A 17,315-nucleotide genomic window follows, 5' to 3' on the forward strand; every position below is an offset into this window, starting at 1 on the left:
TTATTGCACGGTGTCTAACGGCAGGGCGTCATAGTTATGCAGGGCGTTTTTCTTGTACGGATTACCAATCCAGCGCGTGGCCTGCACAAACTGCGGGCTGGTGATTGACCGGGTAGGATCAAAGCCATCGTAGCGCAGTCCTGCCAAATCGGACCAGGTATGGATCAGCTGTGAGCTGCTGTACTTGCGGTCGACGTCAGCGGCCAGGTCGCGCGGGTGCGTCTCCTGCCATGACGGCGAGGTCCACAGAATAAATGGGATGGTATACATATGCCGCGTCGGGGCCTCTTCATTACGCCCTTGAATATTATGCGGCGGCGTATCGTAGACCTCTTCCCCATGATCGGAGAAGTAGAGCAGGAAGCCGTTGGGATCGGTGGCTTTGTAGTCGTTAATCAGGCTGGCCAGCACGTGATCATTAAAATGGTTAGCGTTGTCATAGGCGTTATATGCCGCCAACTGGTCAGGATCCAGACCCGCTGGTGCACCTTCGGTTTTGCCATCAAAGGTGTTCCACTGTTCCGGATAGCGGTACGCGTATTTGATATGCGTACCCAGCAGATGCACGATGATGAACTTCTTCGGTGCAGGGTCGGCCAGCACCTTCTTAAATGGATCCAGCACGTTGGTATCGTACTCGCGGGCGCTCTGGGTACGCTGCTGGTTCATATAGAACTGCTTGTCCGTCTGCTGTGAGAACACCGTCAGCATGGTGTTACGTTCGGTCATGGTCTGCTGGTTAGTGATCCAGAACGTTTTGTACCCGGCCTGTTTCATCAGGTTCATCAGTGACGGTTTGGTCAGGTAGAGATCCGGGTTTTTCTCGTCAGCAAAGGTCAGCGCCTGCTGCAAAATCTCAATGGTGTAGGGGCGCGACGTCACCACGTGGTTGAAGACCGTCAGGTTCTTGTCGGTTTTATGCATCTTATCCAGCTCCGGTGTCGTTTCACGCGGGTAGCCGTAGAGGCTCATATGGTTACGCTGCGTTGACTCACCTATCACCAGCACCAGCGTGCGCGGCGCGTTGCCGGAGCTGTCCTGCAGGTTCGCCAGCGGCGGCAGAGCATTGTTGCTGCTTAACAGTTTGGTCAGGCTCGCCAACTGATGGCGATACTCGACGTAGCCCGCGACAAATTGCCACGGGGCGGCAGGCTCAAGACGGCCTGAGAGGCTGATCAGCGCCCGTTTGACGCTCTTCTTCTGCACTAATACTTTATGCGCGATCGGGTTAACAAGCAGTCCGTAGAGGATGGCAATGCAAACCAGCCAACGCCACGGCGTCGGTACCGTGACCGGGCGCAGGCGCGTCCACAGGAAGATAGCCACCGCCGTATAGCCCAGCGCCACCAGCACCAGCTTCAGGCTGAAGTACTGGCTTAGAAATTCGCTGGCCTCGCTGGTGTTGGACTCAAACATGACGTACAGAACGCTCTGAGAGAACTCCTGCCCGTAAATAACGTAATAGCCCAGCGCGGCAAGCGAAGGGAGCCACAGAATGACGCCGATAATGGCTGCCGTCGTACGGATCCGTCGTGGAAAGAGCAGCAGCGGAATAAGCCACAGGGAGCTAAACAGCACGGAGTCGCGCAGGCCCACGGAGCCGCTGTAGCCGGTGATAATAATGGCGACCTGCAGGACAGAAGAGAAGTAACAGACGAAGAGCAAGGCCCACAGTAAGGCCTTCCAGCTAAAAGTAGCCTTGGCCGGGGAAGATGTAGAGAGCATAACAGAAACGTGCCTTATCAAAGTCGCTGGAGTAGCGTGCAAAGATTAAGCAGGGTTGCTTAAGTTAACCTTAACGAGGCGAGGGATATTGCAAATAGCCGCTTCCCCCGCCCGATTACGGGGGAAGCGGAGAAAGACAGGATTAACCAGTGTTACGCATGCCGGCCGCGACGCCAGCGATAGTGACCATCAGCGCCTGCTCAACGCGTGGATCCGGCTCCTGACCTTGCTCTTCCGCCTGACGCGAGCGGTGGAGCAGCTCGGCCTGTAGCACGTTGAGCGGATCGGTGTAGATGTTACGCAGCTGGATGGACTCGGCGATCCACGGCAGATCGGCCATCAGATGCGAGTCGTTGGCGATGGCCAGCACCACCTTGATGTCCTCTTCCAGCAGCTGACGTAGCTCGCTGCCCAGCGGCCACAGCGCCTGTTTAACCAGGCGGCGGTCGTAGTAGTCCGCTAGCCAGAGATCGGCCTTAGCGAAGACCATCTCCAGCATCCCCAGACGCGTAGAGAAGAACGGCCAGTCGCGGCACATGGTCTCCAGATCGCTCTGTTTACCCTCTTGCATCACCTTTTGCAGCGCCGCGCCCGCGCCTAACCAGGCGGGCAGCATCAGACGGTTCTGCGTCCAGGCAAAGATCCATGGGATGGCGCGCAGAGACTCCACGCCACCGGTAGGACGACGTTTTGCCGGACGCGAGCCGAGCGGCAGTTTGCCCAGCTCCTGCTCCGGCGTGGCGGAACGGAAGTAGGGAACGAAATCTTCATTTTCACGTACGTAACCGCGATACATCTCACAGGAGATATCCGACAGCTCGTCCATGATGTGACGCCACTCCTCTTTCGGCTCCGGTGGCGGCAGCAGGTTGGCTTCCAGAATGGCGCTGGTGTAAAGCGACAGGCTGCTAACGGTGATTTCCGGCAGACCATACTTGAAGCGGATCATCTCGCCCTGCTCGGTCACGCGCAGGCCGCCTTTCAGGCTGCCCGGCGGTTGGGAGAGCAGCGCCGCATGGGCCGGGGCACCGCCGCGGCCGATAGAGCCGCCGCGACCGTGGAACAGCGTCAGCTCAATACCCGCTTTTTCACAGGTTTTAATCAACGCATCCTGCGCCTGGTACTGCGCCCAGGAGGCCGCCATCACGCCTGCGTCTTTCGCCGAGTCGGAATAGCCGATCATCACCATCTGCTTGCCCTGAATAAAGCCGCGATACCAGTCAATATTCAGCAGCTGGGTCATCACGTCGTTGGCGTTGTTCAGGTCGTCGAGGGTTTCAAACAGCGGCGCAACCGGCAGGGCAAAGGTAATTCCGGCCTCTTTCAGCAGCAGGTGCACGGCCAGCACGTCGGACGGGGTTTTCGCCATCGAGATGACGTAGGCGGCAACCGAGCCCTGCGGCGCATCAACAATCGCTTTGCAGGTGTTGAGCACTTCACGGGTTTCGTTGCTGGGCTCCCAACTGCGCGGCAGCAGGGGACGCTTAGAGTTCAGCTCGCGGATCAGGAAGGCCTGCTTGTCGGCTTCGGACCAGCTTTCGTAGTCGCCAATGCCGAGATAGCGGGTCAGCTCGCCTAGCGCTTCGGTGTGGCGGGTGCTCTCCTGGCGAACGTCGATACGCACCAGCGGCACGCCAAAGCACTTCACGCGACGCAGGGTGTCCAGCAGCTCGCCATTAGCGATAATACCCATGCCGCAGGCCTGGAGTGATTTATAGCAGGCGTAGAGCGGCTCCCACAGCTGTTCGTTCTGGCTGATCAGGCCAGCTGGCTTCGGCAGGCGCTGGCCCTTCAGGCGCGCTTCCAGCCAAACCTGGGTCGCCATCAGCTGGCCACGCAGGCCTTTCAACAGGTAGCGATACGGCTCGCTGGCTCCGGCTTCGCCAACCAGCTCGCTCAGCTCATCGGTACACTCCACCATCGACAGCTCGGAGATGAGCACCTGAATATCTTTCAGGAACAGATCGGTGGCTTTCCAGCGGCTCAGCAGCAGAACGTGGCGGGTGATCTCTGCGGTAACGTTCGGGTTGCCGTCGCGGTCGCCGCCCATCCAGGAGGTGAAGCGCACCGGGACAAAATCCACCGGCAGCTTATAGCCAAGGTTTTCGTCGAGCTGCTCGTTTAGCTCGCGCAGGTAGTTCGGCACCCCTTCCCACAGGCTATTTTCTACTACCGCAAAGCCCCACTTGGCCTCGTCAACCGGGCTGGGACGATGCTTGCGGATCTCATCAGTATGCCAGGACTGGGCGATCAGCTGGCGCAGACGGCGCATCAGCTGGTGGCGTTCATAATCGGCAATCTCTTTATTATCCAGCTGCTTGAGGCAGTTGTTGACCTCTACCATCTTGTGGATCAGGGTCCGGCGGGTGATCTCTGTCGGGTGCGCGGTCAGCACCAGCTCCAGCGACAGCGACTCCACCGCTTTTTTAATGATGCCTTCATTGAGATCGGGCTGATCCTTTAGCTTTCTGAGGGTGCGGGCAATCACTTCCGGGTTGCTGGCCGCTTCGCCCTGCGGCGAAATGCTGTGGTACTGCTCGGCGGTATTCGCCAGGTTCAGAAACTGGCTAAAGGCGCGGGCGACCGGCAGCAGCTCGTCATTCGACAGATTTTGCAGCGTGGTGAGCAGCTCCTGGCGGTTGGCTTCGTTGCCCGCGCGTGAGGATTTAGACAGTTTACGGATCGTTTCGACGCGATCGAGAATGTTCTCCCCAAGCGCCTCTTTGATGGTCTCTCCCAGCAGCTTGCCGAGCATACTGACATTACTACGCAAAGCGGAATATTGTTCGTTCATGTTAACCCAGACACCCCATCTCAATTATAAATGTCCTGTATCTGAAATCTGCCGGACATTTTTCTCAGTTGTTCTTTATAAAGCCACGTAAAACCCCGTGCGTCAATTGCGGCGAAATCGGTTCAGCAAACGAATAAACGTGCGTAATTTACGAAATTTAATTCGCTTTAAAGATGATAAGTAGAACTTATGTTAACGATGATGTTTTACCCTCTCCCGTAAAAGAGGGTAGCGCGTTTAGTGCCAGCAAAAGTGGTGCACGACTTGGGTAATCAGCTCCCGGGTGGGCTTGATAAAGCGTGTCTCCAGGTACTCGTCCGGCTGGTGGGCCTGGTTGATCGAGCCCGGGCCTAACACTAAAGTTGGGCAGAGCGTCTGGATAAACGGCGCTTCGGTGCAGTAGTTCACCACGTCTGTCTTGGTGCCGAGCAGCTTTTCCACGACCTGAACCAGCTGGTGATCCGGCGGGCATTCATAGCCTGGGATCGGCGGATGCAGTTCGGCGACGTTGAGACGTCCCGGCCAGCGCTCGCTCACCGGGGCCAGCGCGTCATTCACCAGGCCGTTGAGATCGTTTAGCGTCATGCCCGGCAGAGGGCGAATATCCATGTGCAGCTCGCAGCAGGCGCAGATACGGTTTGAAGCGTCGCCGCCGTGCAGGCTACCGAGGTTCAGCGTTGGATAAGGTACGGTAAAGGCCTCAAAGTGATAGCGCTCTTTCAGAGAATCACGCAGCTGCATCAGGCGGCCAATGGCGTCGTGCATTAGCTCAATGGCGTTAACGCCGCGCGCCGGATCGCTGGAGTGGCCCGACTGGCCCAGCACCCGTACCGCCGTAGAGATATGGCCCTTGTGAGCGCGGATCGGCTGGAGCGAGGTTGGCTCGCCAATGATCGCGCAATCCGGACGAATGGCGGCGTTCTCAGAGAAGTAGCGCGCGCCCGCCATGCTGGTCTCTTCATCGGCGGTCGCCAGAATATAGAGCGGCTTTTTCAGCTTGGTCACGTCCACGTCACGCAGCGCATCAAGAATAAAGGCGAAAAAGCCCTTCATATCTGCCGTGCCGAGGCCGTAGAGCTTGTTGTCATGCTCGGTCAGGGTAAAGGGATCGCGGGTCCAGCGACCATCGTCGAAGGGCACCGTATCGGTATGCCCGGCCAGCAGCAGACCGCCTGCGCCCTCGCCAATGCTGGCCAGCATGTTGAATTTGTTGCGCGTGTCGGGTACCGGCTGGATCTCTACGTTAAACCCGAGGTCGCCAAACCACCCGCCAAGCAGATTGATTAAAGACGCATTGCTCTGATCCAGCGATTCTTCCGTCGCGCTGATGGACGGCGTGGCTATCAGGGCGCGGTAGATCTCGATAAATGGCGGTAAATTCATTTTCATTGTTGACACACCTTAGGTCGTGATAGTATCAATATTCATGCAGTAAATGTGAATAAAAATACATTAACGTTGAGCATAAAGGAACCCGATGTTGAATACGCTGATTGTAGGCGCTAGCGGTTATGCGGGCGCAGAGCTTGTAAGCTACGTGAATCGCCATCCTCATATGACCATAACCGCTTTGACCGTGTCAGCGCAAAGCAATGATGCAGGAAAATTAATCTCCGATCTGCACCCGCAGCTGAAAGGCATTGTCGACCTGCCTCTGCAGCCGATGTCCGATATCAGCGAGTTTGTTGCGGGTGTCGACGTGGTGTTCCTGGCGACCGCCCATGAGGTCAGCCATGACCTGGCCCCGCAGTTTTTGGCGGCCGGCTGCATCGTGTTCGACCTCTCCGGCGCATTCCGCGTTAACGATCCCGCTTTCTATGAAAAATTCTACGGCTTTACCCATCAGCACCCGCAGCTGCTTGAGCAGGCGGTGTACGGTCTGGCGGAGTGGAGCGTTGACAGGCTGAAAGAGGCGAAGCTGGTGGCCGTACCGGGCTGCTACCCGACGGCGGCGCAGCTGTCGCTGAAGCCGCTGATCGACGCCGGGCTGCTGGATCTCAACCAGTGGCCGGTGATCAACGCCACCAGCGGCGTCAGCGGTGCCGGGCGCAAGGCAGCCATTTCAAACAGCTTCTGTGAAGTGAGCCTGCAGCCGTACGGCATTTTTAACCATCGTCATCATCCAGAGATCACCACTCATCTCGGCACAAATGTGATTTTTACCCCGCATCTGGGCAGCTTCCCGCGTGGGATCCTCGAAACCATTACCTGTCGCCTGAAGCCGGGCGTGACCAAAGAGCAGGTGGCGGGCACGTTCCTGCAGGCGTATGCCGATAAGCCGCTGGTGCGCCTCTATGATAAAGGTGTGCCGGCGCTGAAAAACGTGGTTGGCCTGCCGTTCTGTGATATCGGTTTTGCCGTACAGGATGAGCACCTGATCGTCGTCGCCGCGGAAGATAACTTACTCAAAGGCGCTGCCGCCCAGGCAATGCAGTGTGCAAATATTCGTTTCGGCTACCCTGAAACGCAGTCTCTTATTTAAGGTGTGATGATGAATCCATTAATTATCAAACTCGGTGGTGTACTGCTGGATAGCGAAGAGGCCCTGGCACGTCTGTTTACCGCCCTGGTTAACTATCGTGAGTCGCATCAGCGTCCGCTGGTGATCGTGCACGGCGGCGGCTGCGTAGTGGATGAGCTGATGAAAAAGCTTAACCTGCCGGTGACCAAGAAAAATGGTCTGCGGGTGACCCCTGCCGACCAGATCGACATTATTACCGGCGCGCTGGCGGGCACCGCCAACAAAACGCTGCTGGCCTGGGCGAAGAAGCATAAGATTGCCTCGGTGGGTCTGTTCCTCGGCGACGGCGATAGCGTCAAGGTCACCCAGCTTGATGACGATCTGGGCCACGTGGGGCAGGCGCAGCCGGGTTCCCCGGTGCTGATCAACTCTCTGCTGGCAGGCGGTTTCCTGCCGGTGATTAGCTCCATCGGCGTAACCGACGACGGTCTGCTGATGAACGTCAACGCCGACCAGGCAGCGACGGCGCTGGCGGCAACGCTCGGTGCGGATCTGATCCTGCTCTCCGACGTGAGCGGCATTCTGGACGGCAAGGGCCAGCGCATCGCCGAGATGACGGCGGCGAAAGCCGAGCAGCTGATCGATCAGGGCATTATTACCGACGGCATGATCGTTAAGGTTAACGCCGCGCTGGACGCCGCCCGCACGCTGGGCCGCCCGGTGGATATCGCCTCCTGGCGTCACGCGGAACAGCTTCCGGCGCTGTTCAACGGCACGCCAATTGGCACGCGCATTTTAGCGTAAATTTTTATTGAATGACCGTAGGCCGGGTAAGCGCAGCGCCACCCGGCGGAACTAACGAATAAAGGAACGATGTTATGGCACTTTGGGGTGGGCGTTTTACACAGGCAGCGGATCAACGGTTCAAACAGTTCAATGACTCTTTGCGCTTCGACTACCGCCTGGCCGAGCAGGACATCGTCGGCTCTGTGGCCTGGTCCAAAGCGCTGGTGACGGTGGGCGTACTGACCGCTGATGAACAAGTGCAGCTAGAAGAGGCGCTGAATAACCTGCTGGAAGAGGTGCGTCTTAACCCGGAGCAGATCCTGGAGAGCGATGCCGAAGACATCCATAGCTGGGTGGAAGGCAAGCTGATCGACAAGGTTGGCCCGCTGGGGAAAAAGCTGCACACCGGCCGTAGCCGTAACGATCAGGTGGCAACCGATCTGAAGCTGTGGTGTAAAGAGACCGTGGCCGAGCTGCTGGCGGCAAACCGTCAGCTGCAGGGCGCGCTGGTTGAGACCGCGCAGGCTAACCAGGACGCAGTGATGCCGGGCTATACCCACCTGCAGCGTGCGCAGCCGGTGACCTTTGCTCACTGGTGCCTGGCCTACGTTGAGATGCTGGCCCGTGACGAAAGCCGCCTGCAGGATGCCCTGAAGCGTCTGGACGTTAGCCCACTGGGCTGCGGGGCGCTGGCAGGAACGGCCTATGAAATTGACCGCGAGCAGCTCGCAGGCTGGCTGGGCTTTGCCAGCGCGACCCGTAACAGTCTCGATACCGTATCCGACCGCGACCACGTGCTGGAGCTGCTCTCTGACGCCTCTATCGGCATGGTGCACCTGTCGCGCTTTGCTGAAGATCTCATCTTCTTTAACACCGGTGAAGCGGGCTTTGTTGAGCTCTCCGACCGCGTCACCTCCGGCTCCTCGCTGATGCCGCAGAAGAAAAACCCAGATGCGCTGGAGCTGATCCGGGGCAAATGCGGTCGCGTGCAGGGCGCGCTGACCGGCATGATGATGACCCTGAAAGGTCTGCCGCTGGCCTATAACAAAGATATGCAGGAAGACAAAGAGGGGCTGTTTGATGCTCTCGATACCTGGCTGGACTGCCTGCACATGGCCGCGCTGGTGCTGGACGGCATTCAGGTGAAACGTCCGCGCTGCCAGGAAGCGGCGCAGCAGGGCTACGCTAACGCCACCGAGCTGGCGGACTATCTGGTCGCGAAGGGCGTGCCGTTCCGTGAAGCGCACCATATTGTTGGTGAAGCCGTTGTGGAAGCCATCGCCCAGGGTAAACCGCTGGAGGATCTGGCTCTCGCCGATCTGCAAAAATTCAGCAGCGTGATTGGCGACGACGTCTATCCGATCCTCTCCCTGCAATCCTGCCTGGATAAGCGTGCGGCGAAGGGGGGCGTATCGCCAACGCAGGTCGCCCAGGCCATCAACGATGCCAATGCCCGCCTGATTTAATCACGCCGTAGCAAGCGATGCCGGGCCCGTGCCCGGTTTTTTTTTATACAAAAAATGGCATGCAGGGTCAGAGAGTGCTTGATAGGGATAATCATTGATTGCTATTCTATCTATCGCCATGAACTATCGTGGCGTCGGAGGATGAATAATGAATATTCGTGATCTTGAATACCTGGTAGCGTTAGCCGAACACCGTCATTTCCGTCGGGCGGCCGACTCCTGTCACGTTAGCCAGCCCACGCTCAGCGGACAGATCCGCAAGCTGGAAGATGAGCTTGGCGTGATGCTGCTGGAGCGTACCAGCCGTAAAGTGCTGTTTACTCAGGCTGGCCTGCTGCTGGTAGATCAGGCGCGCACCGTATTGCGCGAGGTCAAAGTGCTCAAGGAGATGGCAAGCCAGCAGGGGGAGGCCATGTCTGGACCGCTGCATATTGGCTTGATCCCGACCGTCGGACCCTACCTGCTGCCGCAGATTATTCCGCTGCTGCACCAAACTTTCCCTAAGCTGGAGATGTATCTGCACGAAGCGCAGACGCAGCAACTGCTGGCCCAGCTGGACAGCGGCAAGCTGGACTGTGCCATTCTGGCACTGGTGAAAGAGAGCGAAGCCTTTATCGAAGTCCCGCTGTTTGATGAGCCGATGATGCTGGCGATCTATGAGGATCACCCGTGGGCGAACCGCGACCGCGTCCCGATGGCTGACCTTGCCGGTGAGAAGTTGCTGATGCTGGAAGATGGCCACTGCCTGCGCGATCAGGCGATGGGTTTCTGCTTTGAAGCGGGTGCGGACGAAGATACCCACTTCCGCGCGACCAGCCTTGAAACGCTGCGTAATATGGTCGCTGCTGGCAGCGGCATTACGCTTTTGCCTGCGCTGGCCGTGCCGCCTGAACGCAAGCGTGATGGGGTAATCTACCTGCCGTGCATCAAGCCGGAGCCAAAGCGCACCATTGGCCTGGTGTATCGTCCGGGCTCGCCGCTGCGCAGCCGCTATGAGCAGCTGGCAGAGGCCATCCGTACAACAATGGATGGCCATTTCGACAAAGCGTTAAAAGAGGCGGTTTAAGCCATTTAGCGCGGCTACCCGATAGGCTTCCGCCATGGTTGGGTAGTTAAAGGTGGTGTTAACGAAGTACTCGATGGTGTTACCGCCGCCTTTCTGCTCCATAATCGCCTGGCCGATATGAATAATTTCGGCCGCGCGCTCACCAAAGCAGTGGATCCCCAAAATCTCTTTCGTCTCGCGGTGGAACAGGATCTTCAGCGTCCCGACGCTCATCCCCACAATCTGTGCCCGCGCCAGGTGCTTAAACTGCGCCCGACCCACTTCATAGGGCACCTTCATTGCGGTGAGCTGCTGCTCTGTTTTACCGACCGAGCTGATCTCCGGAATGGTGTAGATCCCGGTAGGGATATCTTCCACCAGATGCGCCGTCGCTTCGCCTTTGACCATCGCCTGAGCAGCAATGCGCCCCTGATCGTAGGCGGCAGAGGCCAGGCTTGGGTAGCCGATAACGTCACCCACGGCGTAGATATGCGGCTGCGCGGTCTGGTACATGCTGTTGACCTTGAGCAGTCCGCGTCCGTCCGCATCCAGACCGACGTTGGCCAGCTGGAGACTATCGGTATTACCGGTACGTCCGTTGGCGTAGAGCAGGCAGTCGGCCTTAAGCTTTTTGCCTGACTTCAGGTGCATAATCACCCCGTCGTCCGTCCCCTCGATCTGCTCATACTCTTCGTTATGGCGGATCACGACGCCGTTATTCCAGAAGTGGTAAGAGAGCGAGTCCGACATCTCCTGATCCAGGAAAGCCAGCAGGCGATCGCGGGTGTTGATCAGATCGACTTTGACATCCATTCCCCGGAAGATCGATGCGTATTCACAGCCGATCACCCCTGCACCGTAGATGATCACATGGCGTGGCTCATGCTGCATGCTGAGGATCGAGTCGCTGTCATAAACGCGAGGATGGGCAAAGTCGACGTCTGCCGGATGGTAAGGGCGAGAGCCGCAGGCGATAACAAACTTCTCTGCCGTCAGCGTCTCTACCGTACCGTCATGGCACTCCAGCGCCAGCGTATGCGCATCAATAAAGTGGGCATCGCCCTGCAGAATTTCACAGCGGTTACGCTCGTAAAACCCCTGGCGCATACGCGTCTGCTGATTGATAACGCTGTCGGCGTGGTTGAGGATGTCGGCAAAAGAGGAGCGCAGAAGGCGGGAGTGGTCGCTGTACAGAGGGTTTTGATTAAATTCGATAATCCGACTGACCGCGTGGCGAAGCGCCTTCGAGGGGATAGTGCCCCAGTGGGTACATCCGCCGCCCACGTTATGGTATCGCTCAAGGACGGCGATCCTGGCACCTTGTTTCACCAGCCCCATGGCAGCACCTTCGCCACCGGGACCGGAACCTATCACTATTGCATCGTAATCGTAAGTGTGTGGCATGGTAGGGCTTACCTGTTCTTATACATAAAAACAACATAATACTAACATCGTTAAGGGCATAACCCAATTATCGCTCTGTTTTTTTGCCGTGCTATTTTTTTATTCTGCTTGCGCGCGCATTAACGTCATTAATGGTGCAACAGCTTGTAAACAATCATTCATAAAGAATCATTCACAAAGCCAGGCAAACCGATTAGCTTATCTCTGGTATAGTGCCAGCAGGCCTTTGGAAGGATTCAGACATTGTGATGGGCGTTAGAGCGCAACAAAAAGAACGAACCCGGCGTTCGCTGGTGGAAGCGGCATTTAGTCAGCTAAGCGCTGAACGTAGTTTTGCCAGCCTGAGCCTGCGCGAAGTGGCGCGCGAGGCGGGCATTGCCCCAACGTCATTCTATCGCCATTTCCGCGATGTCGATGAGCTTGGCCTGACCATGGTCGACGAGAGCGGCCTGATGCTGCGCCAGCTGATGCGCCAGGCGCGCCAGCGCATTGCCAAAGGCGGGAGCGTGATCCGCACCTCCGTCTCTACCTTTATGGAGTTTATCGGCAATAATCCCAACGCGTTTCGCCTGCTGCTGCGCGAACGTTCAGGCACCTCCAGCGCTTTTCGTGCTGCCGTAGCCCGCGAGATCCAGCACTTTATCGCGGAACTTGCCGACTATCTTGAACTCGAAAGCCATATGCCGCGGTCGTTCACCGAGGCACAGGCCGAAGCGATGGTCACCATTGTATTTAGCGCCGGCGCAGAAGCGCTGGACGTGGGTCCGGAGCAGCGCAGGCAGCTAGAAGAGCGCCTGGTGCTGCAATTGAGGATGATTTCGAAAGGCGCTTACTACTGGTATCGCCGTGAGCAGGAAAGAATGTCGCACCAACCCGATGAGTGAAGGACGAGTAATGAAACAGTCAGGTCAAGATAAAGGTACGTTACTGCTGGCGCTGATCGCTGGCTTATCGATTAACGGCACGTTTACGGCAATTTTCAGCTCGATTGTGCCGTTTTCGCTGTTCCCGGTTATCTCGCTGGTGCTGGCGGTCTACTGTCTGCATCAACGCTATCAAAATCGCACCATGCCGCTGGGGCTACCAGCGCTGGCCGCCGCCTGCTTTATCCTGGGCGTGCTGCTCTACAGCGCGGTGGTACGGGCCGAGTATCCGGCCATCGGCTCTAACTTTGTCCCTGCCGTACTGTCAGTGGTGCTGGTGTTCTGGATTGGCTACCGCATGCGTAACCGCAAGTACGAGCTGACAGAGTAGATGAAGAGTTAGGACTCTTAAGTAGGCCGGATAAGCGTAGCGCCATCCGGCGTTTTCAGCAGGCGGTAGGTTTATTTTCTGGTCAGCAGCACCCCGCACTCCATATGGTGCGTGTAGGGGAACTGATCGAACAGCGCCAGGCGTTCCACCTGATGCGTCTGGCTGAAGGTCTCCAGGTTCTGGCACAGCGTCTCCGGATTGCAGGAGATATACAGAATACGCGGGTAGGCCTGCACCATCTTCTCCGTTTCGCTATCCAGGCCGCTGCGCGGCGGATCGACAAAAATCGTCTCGCAGCGATAGCTCTTCAGATCGACACCCTGCAGGCGGTTAAATTCACGCACCCCGTTCATCGCCTGGGTAAACTCCTCTGCCGCCATGCGGATAATCTGCACGTTGTCGATCTGGTTGGCGGCGATGTTGTACTGCGCCGCTGCCACCGACGGTTTGGCGATTTCGGTCGCCAGCACGCGATCGAAGTTGCGCGCCAGCGCCAGAGAGAAGTTGCCGTTGCCACAGTACAGCTCCAGCAGGTCGCCGGTTGACCCTGCGGTCACGTCCAGCGCCCACTCCAGCATCTGAATGTTCATCGCCGCGTTAGGCTGGGTAAAGCTGTTCTCCACCTGACGATAGATCATCTCCTGTCCCGCCACCGGCAGGTGCTCGTCGACGTAGTCCCGATCCAGCATCACCTTGGTTTTGGCCGCCCGCCCAATGATATGCACGTCCAGTCCCTGCGCCCGCAGCGCAGCGCGCAGTGCCTGCGCCTCGGTCTGCCACGCCTCGTCCAGCTTTTTATGATACAGCAGGGTCACGATGGCCTGACCGCTAAGGGTGCTCAGGTAGTCGATCTGGAAGAGCTTGAAGCGCAGGACATTATTACCCCGTACGCTGTCCATTATTGCAGCCATTAACTGGTTGATCAGGGCGCTGGCGGCTGGGAAACTATCCACACGGATCCGGCTTTTGGTCTGCTGATCGAAGATGATGTGGTACAGGTCATCTCCATCGTGCCAGATACGAAACTCGGCCCGCATCCGGTAATGGCTTACAGGAGAGCGAAACACCTCCGGCGCAGGCGCGGAAAAGGGCGTCATCATCTCTTGCAGACGGACCACTTTTTCGGCCAGCTGAGCGTCGTACTGTTCTATCGGGAGGTGTTCGGGGGTCATGATGCGTCCTGAGTGAAAATAGATTACGCGGGGATTGTAGGGATTGCGTGCGTATTGTCCAGCCCCAGCGTTTTTACTTTTCTTCTCTTAGCAGTCTGGACATCTATAAGTACCTACAGGTAGCATCCACGCTCCGGTCCTGTGAGTTAAAAGGGAATCCAGTGAAAATCTGGGGCTGACGCGCAGCGGTAAGGAGAGTTGGAGTGATAGCGAAAGCAGACACTGCCGCAAGGCGGGAAGTCATCACTCTGGAAAATCTCCAAGCCCGAAGACCTGCCGGTATACGTCGCATTTGGCTTTCATCATCGCGTGCTATTGATGGGGCCTGCGGCATCCTTCTTATATTGTGGATGCTTTTACAATGATAAAAAAAGCTTCGCTGATGACGGCGCTCTCCGTCACGGCATTTTCCGGCTGGGCGCAGGACAGCAATCCGGACACGTTGGTCGTTACCGCAAACCGTTTTCAGCAGCCGGTAAAAACGGTGCTGGCACCGGTCAGCGTTGTCACCCGCCAGGATATCGATCGCTGGCAGTCAACCTCCGTAACCGATGTGATGCGTCGTCTACCTGGCGTAGATATCTCGCAAAATGGCGGCATGGGGCAGATCTCTTCTCTTTATGTGCGCGGCACTAACTCCAGCCATGTGCTGATCCTGGTCGATGGCGTACGCCTCAAACAGGCTGGCGTCAGCGGCTCGTCCGATCTCAGCCAGTTCCCGCTGGCCTTAGTACAGCGCATTGAATACATTCGTGGCCCGCGTTCGGCAGTCTACGGCTCCGACGCTATCGGCGGGGTAGTCAATATCATCACGACGCGTGAGAAAAACGGCACGACGCTGTCGGCAGGCATCGGGTCCAAAGGCTATCAAAACTATGAAGCCAGCACGCAGCAGGATCTGGGCGACAGCACCCGTGTGACGCTGGCGGGTGACTACACCTATACCAAAGGCTTTGATATCGGCGCTGAAGGGAACACCGGTGGCCTGGCGCAGCCCGATCGCGACGGGTTTATGAGCAAGACGCTATACGGTGCGCTGGAGCATAGCTTCTCTGAAGAGTGGAGCGGCTTTGTACGCGGCTACGGCTATGACAACCGTACCGACTACGAAGGCTACTACAGCAGCTTCACGCCTGACGTGCTGGTGGATACGCGCCAGCTCTACAGCCAGACCTGGGACGCGGGCCTGCGCTTTAACGGCGATATCTTCCGCTCTCAGCTGCTGACCAGCTATGGCCACAGCAAAGACTTTAACTACGATCCGCATCTGGGTCGCTACGATTCCAACGCCACGCTGGATGAGATCAAACAGTACAACGTACAGTGGGCCAATACCGTTGACGTTGGTCAGGGCAACGTCGGGGCGGGCATCGACTGGCAGAAGCAGAGCACTGAGCCGGGAACCAACTACGTTACCGACGGCTACGATCAGCGCAACACTGGCGTCTACCTGACCGCGCTGCAGCAGCTGGGTGACTTCACGCTGGAAGGCGCGGTGCGTAGCGATGACAACTCGCAGTTTGGCCGTCACGGCACCTGGCAGAGCAGCGCTGGCTGGGAGTTTATCGAAGGCTATCGCTTTATTGCCTCCTACGGCACAGCGTATAAAGCGCCGAACCTTGGCCAGCTGCATGGCTTCTACGGCAATGACGATCTCAACCCGGAAGAGAGCAAGCAGTGGGAAGGGGCCTTTGAAGGCCTGACGTCGGGTGTGAACTGGCGCGTCTCCGGCTACCGTAACGACGTAGACAACCTCATCGACTATGACGATGGCGCGATGAAATACTACAACGTTGGCAAGGCGCGTATTAAAGGTGTGGAAGCGACAGCATCCTTCGATACCGGCCCGCTGGGACACAGCCTGAGCTACGACTACGTCGATTCACGTAATGCGGTTACTGACGAGCCGCTGGCACGCCGTGCGAAGCAGCAGGTGAAGTATCAGCTCGACTGGCAGGTCTACGATCTGGACTGGAGCGTCACCTATCACTACCTGGGCACGCGCTACGATACGGACTACACCACCTACCAGCGGGTCAAGATGGGCGGCGTCAGTTTATGGGATGCAGCAGTATCGTATCCGATCACCTCACAATTCACCGTTCGTGGTAAAATAGCTAACCTGTTCGATAAAGATTACGAGACAGTTTATGGCTACCATACTGCAGGACGAGAATACACCGTCTCTGGCAGCTACACCTTCTGACCCACGACCCACCGTGCTGGTGTTTGACTCCGGCGTCGGTGGGCTATCCGTCTATGATGAGATCCGGCGGCTTCTGCCGGACCTCCATTACATCTATACGTTTGATAACGTTGCCTTCCCGTACGGGGAGAAGTCAGAAGCATTTATCGTTGAGCGCGTGGTGGAGATTGTCACCGCCGTTCAGGCCCGCTATCCGCTCTCTCTGGCGGTGATTGCCTGTAATACGGCCAGCACCGTCTCGCTTCCTGCTCTGCGCGAGAAGTTCGGCTTCCCGGTGGTGGGCGTTGTGCCCGCCATTAAGCCTGCAGCACGCCTGACCGCCAACCGCGTTGTTGGCCTACTGGCAACCCGCGGCACGGTAAAGCGTCCTTATACGCACGAGCTTATTCAGCGCTTTGCTAATGAATGTCACTTTGAACTGCTGGGCTCGTCTGAGCTGGTGGAGATAGCCGAAGCGAAGCTGCATGGCGAACCGGTCTCTCTCGACAGATTGCGCCGTATTCTTCGCCCGTGGTTACGGATGGCGGAGCCGCCAGATACCGTTGTCCTCGGCTGCACTCACTTCCCGCTTCTTCAGGAGGAGCTGCTGCAGGTGCTACCGGAAGGAACGCGGCTGGTGGATTCCGGCGCGGCGATTGCTCGCCGAACGGCATGGCTGCTTGAGCATGATGCACCCGATGCTAAATCGGCTGATGAAAACATCGCATACTGCATGGACGTAACGCCGGAGACTGTACAATTGCTGCCCGTTTTACAGCGATACGGCTTCAAATCGCTTGAAAAACTCGCAACGGATAGCGGGTTTGCACAAAAAAGAGACGCTTGAAAGATTTTTTGAAATTAGCTCTTGTCAGCCCGGAATAACTCCCTATAATGCGCCTCCACTGACACGGAACAACGGCACGCAAGCCGCCGGGTCAGAAGGACTTCTCCGGAGGTTCTGACAGAGAAAAGCGAAAAATAAACGCTTGACTCTGGATGAGGAAAACGTATTATACGGGA

13 protein-coding genes and 1 riboswitch are annotated in these 17,315 nt (G+C 57.4%); of the genes, 8 read left to right on the forward strand and 5 right to left on the reverse strand.

Features of this window, described 5'->3' with window-relative positions:
- The 3 genes from FN633_RS02550 to argE all read right to left on the reverse strand — a co-directional run bounded on the left by FN633_RS02550 (window position 1) and on the right by argE (window position 5,908).
- A complete protein-coding gene (locus FN633_RS02550) occupies window positions 1–1,725 on the reverse strand; it encodes a phosphoethanolamine transferase CptA (RefSeq protein ID WP_154056624.1) in 1,725 nt (574 codons plus the stop codon).
- 142 nt (window positions 1,726–1,867) lie between these two features.
- A complete protein-coding gene (gene ppc / locus FN633_RS02555; RefSeq protein WP_154056625.1) occupies window positions 1,868–4,519 on the reverse strand; it encodes a phosphoenolpyruvate carboxylase in 2,652 nt (883 codons plus the stop codon).
- Window positions 4,520–4,756: 237 nt separating this feature from the next.
- Window positions 4,757–5,908: an acetylornithine deacetylase gene (gene argE, locus FN633_RS02560; RefSeq protein ID WP_154056626.1), complete on the reverse strand. Its 1,152-nt coding sequence runs from the start codon at window positions 5,906–5,908 to the stop codon at window positions 4,757–4,759.
- 88 nt (window positions 5,909–5,996) lie between these two features.
- Here argE and argC point away from each other — a divergent pair, with 88 nt between their 5' ends.
- The 4 genes from argC to oxyR all read left to right on the forward strand — a co-directional run bounded on the left by argC (window position 5,997) and on the right by oxyR (window position 10,298).
- Complete coding sequence (gene argC, locus FN633_RS02565) at window positions 5,997–7,001, forward strand: N-acetyl-gamma-glutamyl-phosphate reductase (RefSeq protein ID WP_154056627.1); 1,005 nt, start codon at window positions 5,997–5,999, stop codon at window positions 6,999–7,001.
- A gap of 6 nt (window positions 7,002–7,007) precedes the next feature.
- Window positions 7,008–7,784, forward strand: a complete 777-nt coding sequence (gene argB, locus FN633_RS02570) for an acetylglutamate kinase (protein WP_154056628.1) — start codon at window positions 7,008–7,010, stop codon at window positions 7,782–7,784.
- Window positions 7,785–7,858: 74 nt separating this feature from the next.
- A complete protein-coding gene (gene argH / locus FN633_RS02575; RefSeq protein ID WP_154056629.1) occupies window positions 7,859–9,232 on the forward strand; it encodes an argininosuccinate lyase in 1,374 nt (457 codons plus the stop codon).
- Window positions 9,233–9,380: 148 nt separating this feature from the next.
- Window positions 9,381–10,298: a DNA-binding transcriptional regulator OxyR gene (gene oxyR, locus FN633_RS02580; protein ID WP_042394660.1), complete on the forward strand. Its 918-nt coding sequence runs from the start codon at window positions 9,381–9,383 to the stop codon at window positions 10,296–10,298.
- Here the strand turns inward: oxyR and sthA are convergent.
- Complete coding sequence (gene sthA, locus FN633_RS02585) at window positions 10,281–11,681, reverse strand: Si-specific NAD(P)(+) transhydrogenase (RefSeq protein ID WP_154056630.1); 1,401 nt, start codon at window positions 11,679–11,681, stop codon at window positions 10,281–10,283. The two genes, oxyR and sthA, sit on opposite strands and share 18 nt — an antisense overlap.
- Window positions 11,682–11,926: 245 nt before the next feature.
- Here sthA and fabR point away from each other — a divergent pair, with 245 nt between their 5' ends.
- On the forward strand, window positions 11,927–12,565 hold the full coding sequence (gene fabR, locus FN633_RS02590; RefSeq protein WP_042394666.1) for an HTH-type transcriptional repressor FabR: 639 nt from the start codon (window positions 11,927–11,929) through the stop codon (window positions 12,563–12,565).
- Window positions 12,566–12,575: 10 nt separating this feature from the next.
- Window positions 12,576–12,935, forward strand: coding sequence for a YijD family membrane protein (locus FN633_RS02595; RefSeq protein ID WP_042394669.1), 360 nt, complete (start codon window positions 12,576–12,578; stop codon window positions 12,933–12,935).
- A gap of 71 nt (window positions 12,936–13,006) precedes the next feature.
- Here the strand turns inward: FN633_RS02595 and trmA are convergent, their stop codons facing one another.
- On the reverse strand, window positions 13,007–14,107 hold the full coding sequence (trmA, locus tag FN633_RS02600) for a tRNA (uridine(54)-C5)-methyltransferase TrmA (protein ID WP_154056631.1): 1,101 nt from the start codon (window positions 14,105–14,107) through the stop codon (window positions 13,007–13,009).
- 117 nt (window positions 14,108–14,224) lie between these two features.
- Window positions 14,225–14,402: riboswitch (cobalamin riboswitch) on the forward strand.
- 66 nt (window positions 14,403–14,468) lie between these two features.
- Between trmA and btuB the strand changes: the two genes are divergently transcribed.
- Window positions 14,469–16,313, forward strand: a complete 1,845-nt coding sequence (gene btuB / locus FN633_RS02605; protein WP_154056632.1) for a TonB-dependent vitamin B12 receptor BtuB — start codon at window positions 14,469–14,471, stop codon at window positions 16,311–16,313.
- Window positions 16,258–17,139: a glutamate racemase gene (gene murI / locus FN633_RS02610; protein WP_154056633.1), complete on the forward strand. Its 882-nt coding sequence runs from the start codon at window positions 16,258–16,260 to the stop codon at window positions 17,137–17,139. Before btuB ends, murI begins: the two co-directional genes overlap by 56 nt.
- The last annotated feature ends 176 nt before the right edge of the window (window positions 17,140–17,315 follow it).

Source organism: Pseudescherichia vulneris (assembly GCF_902164725.1).
GTDB lineage: Bacteria > Pseudomonadota > Gammaproteobacteria > Enterobacterales > Enterobacteriaceae > Pseudescherichia > Pseudescherichia vulneris.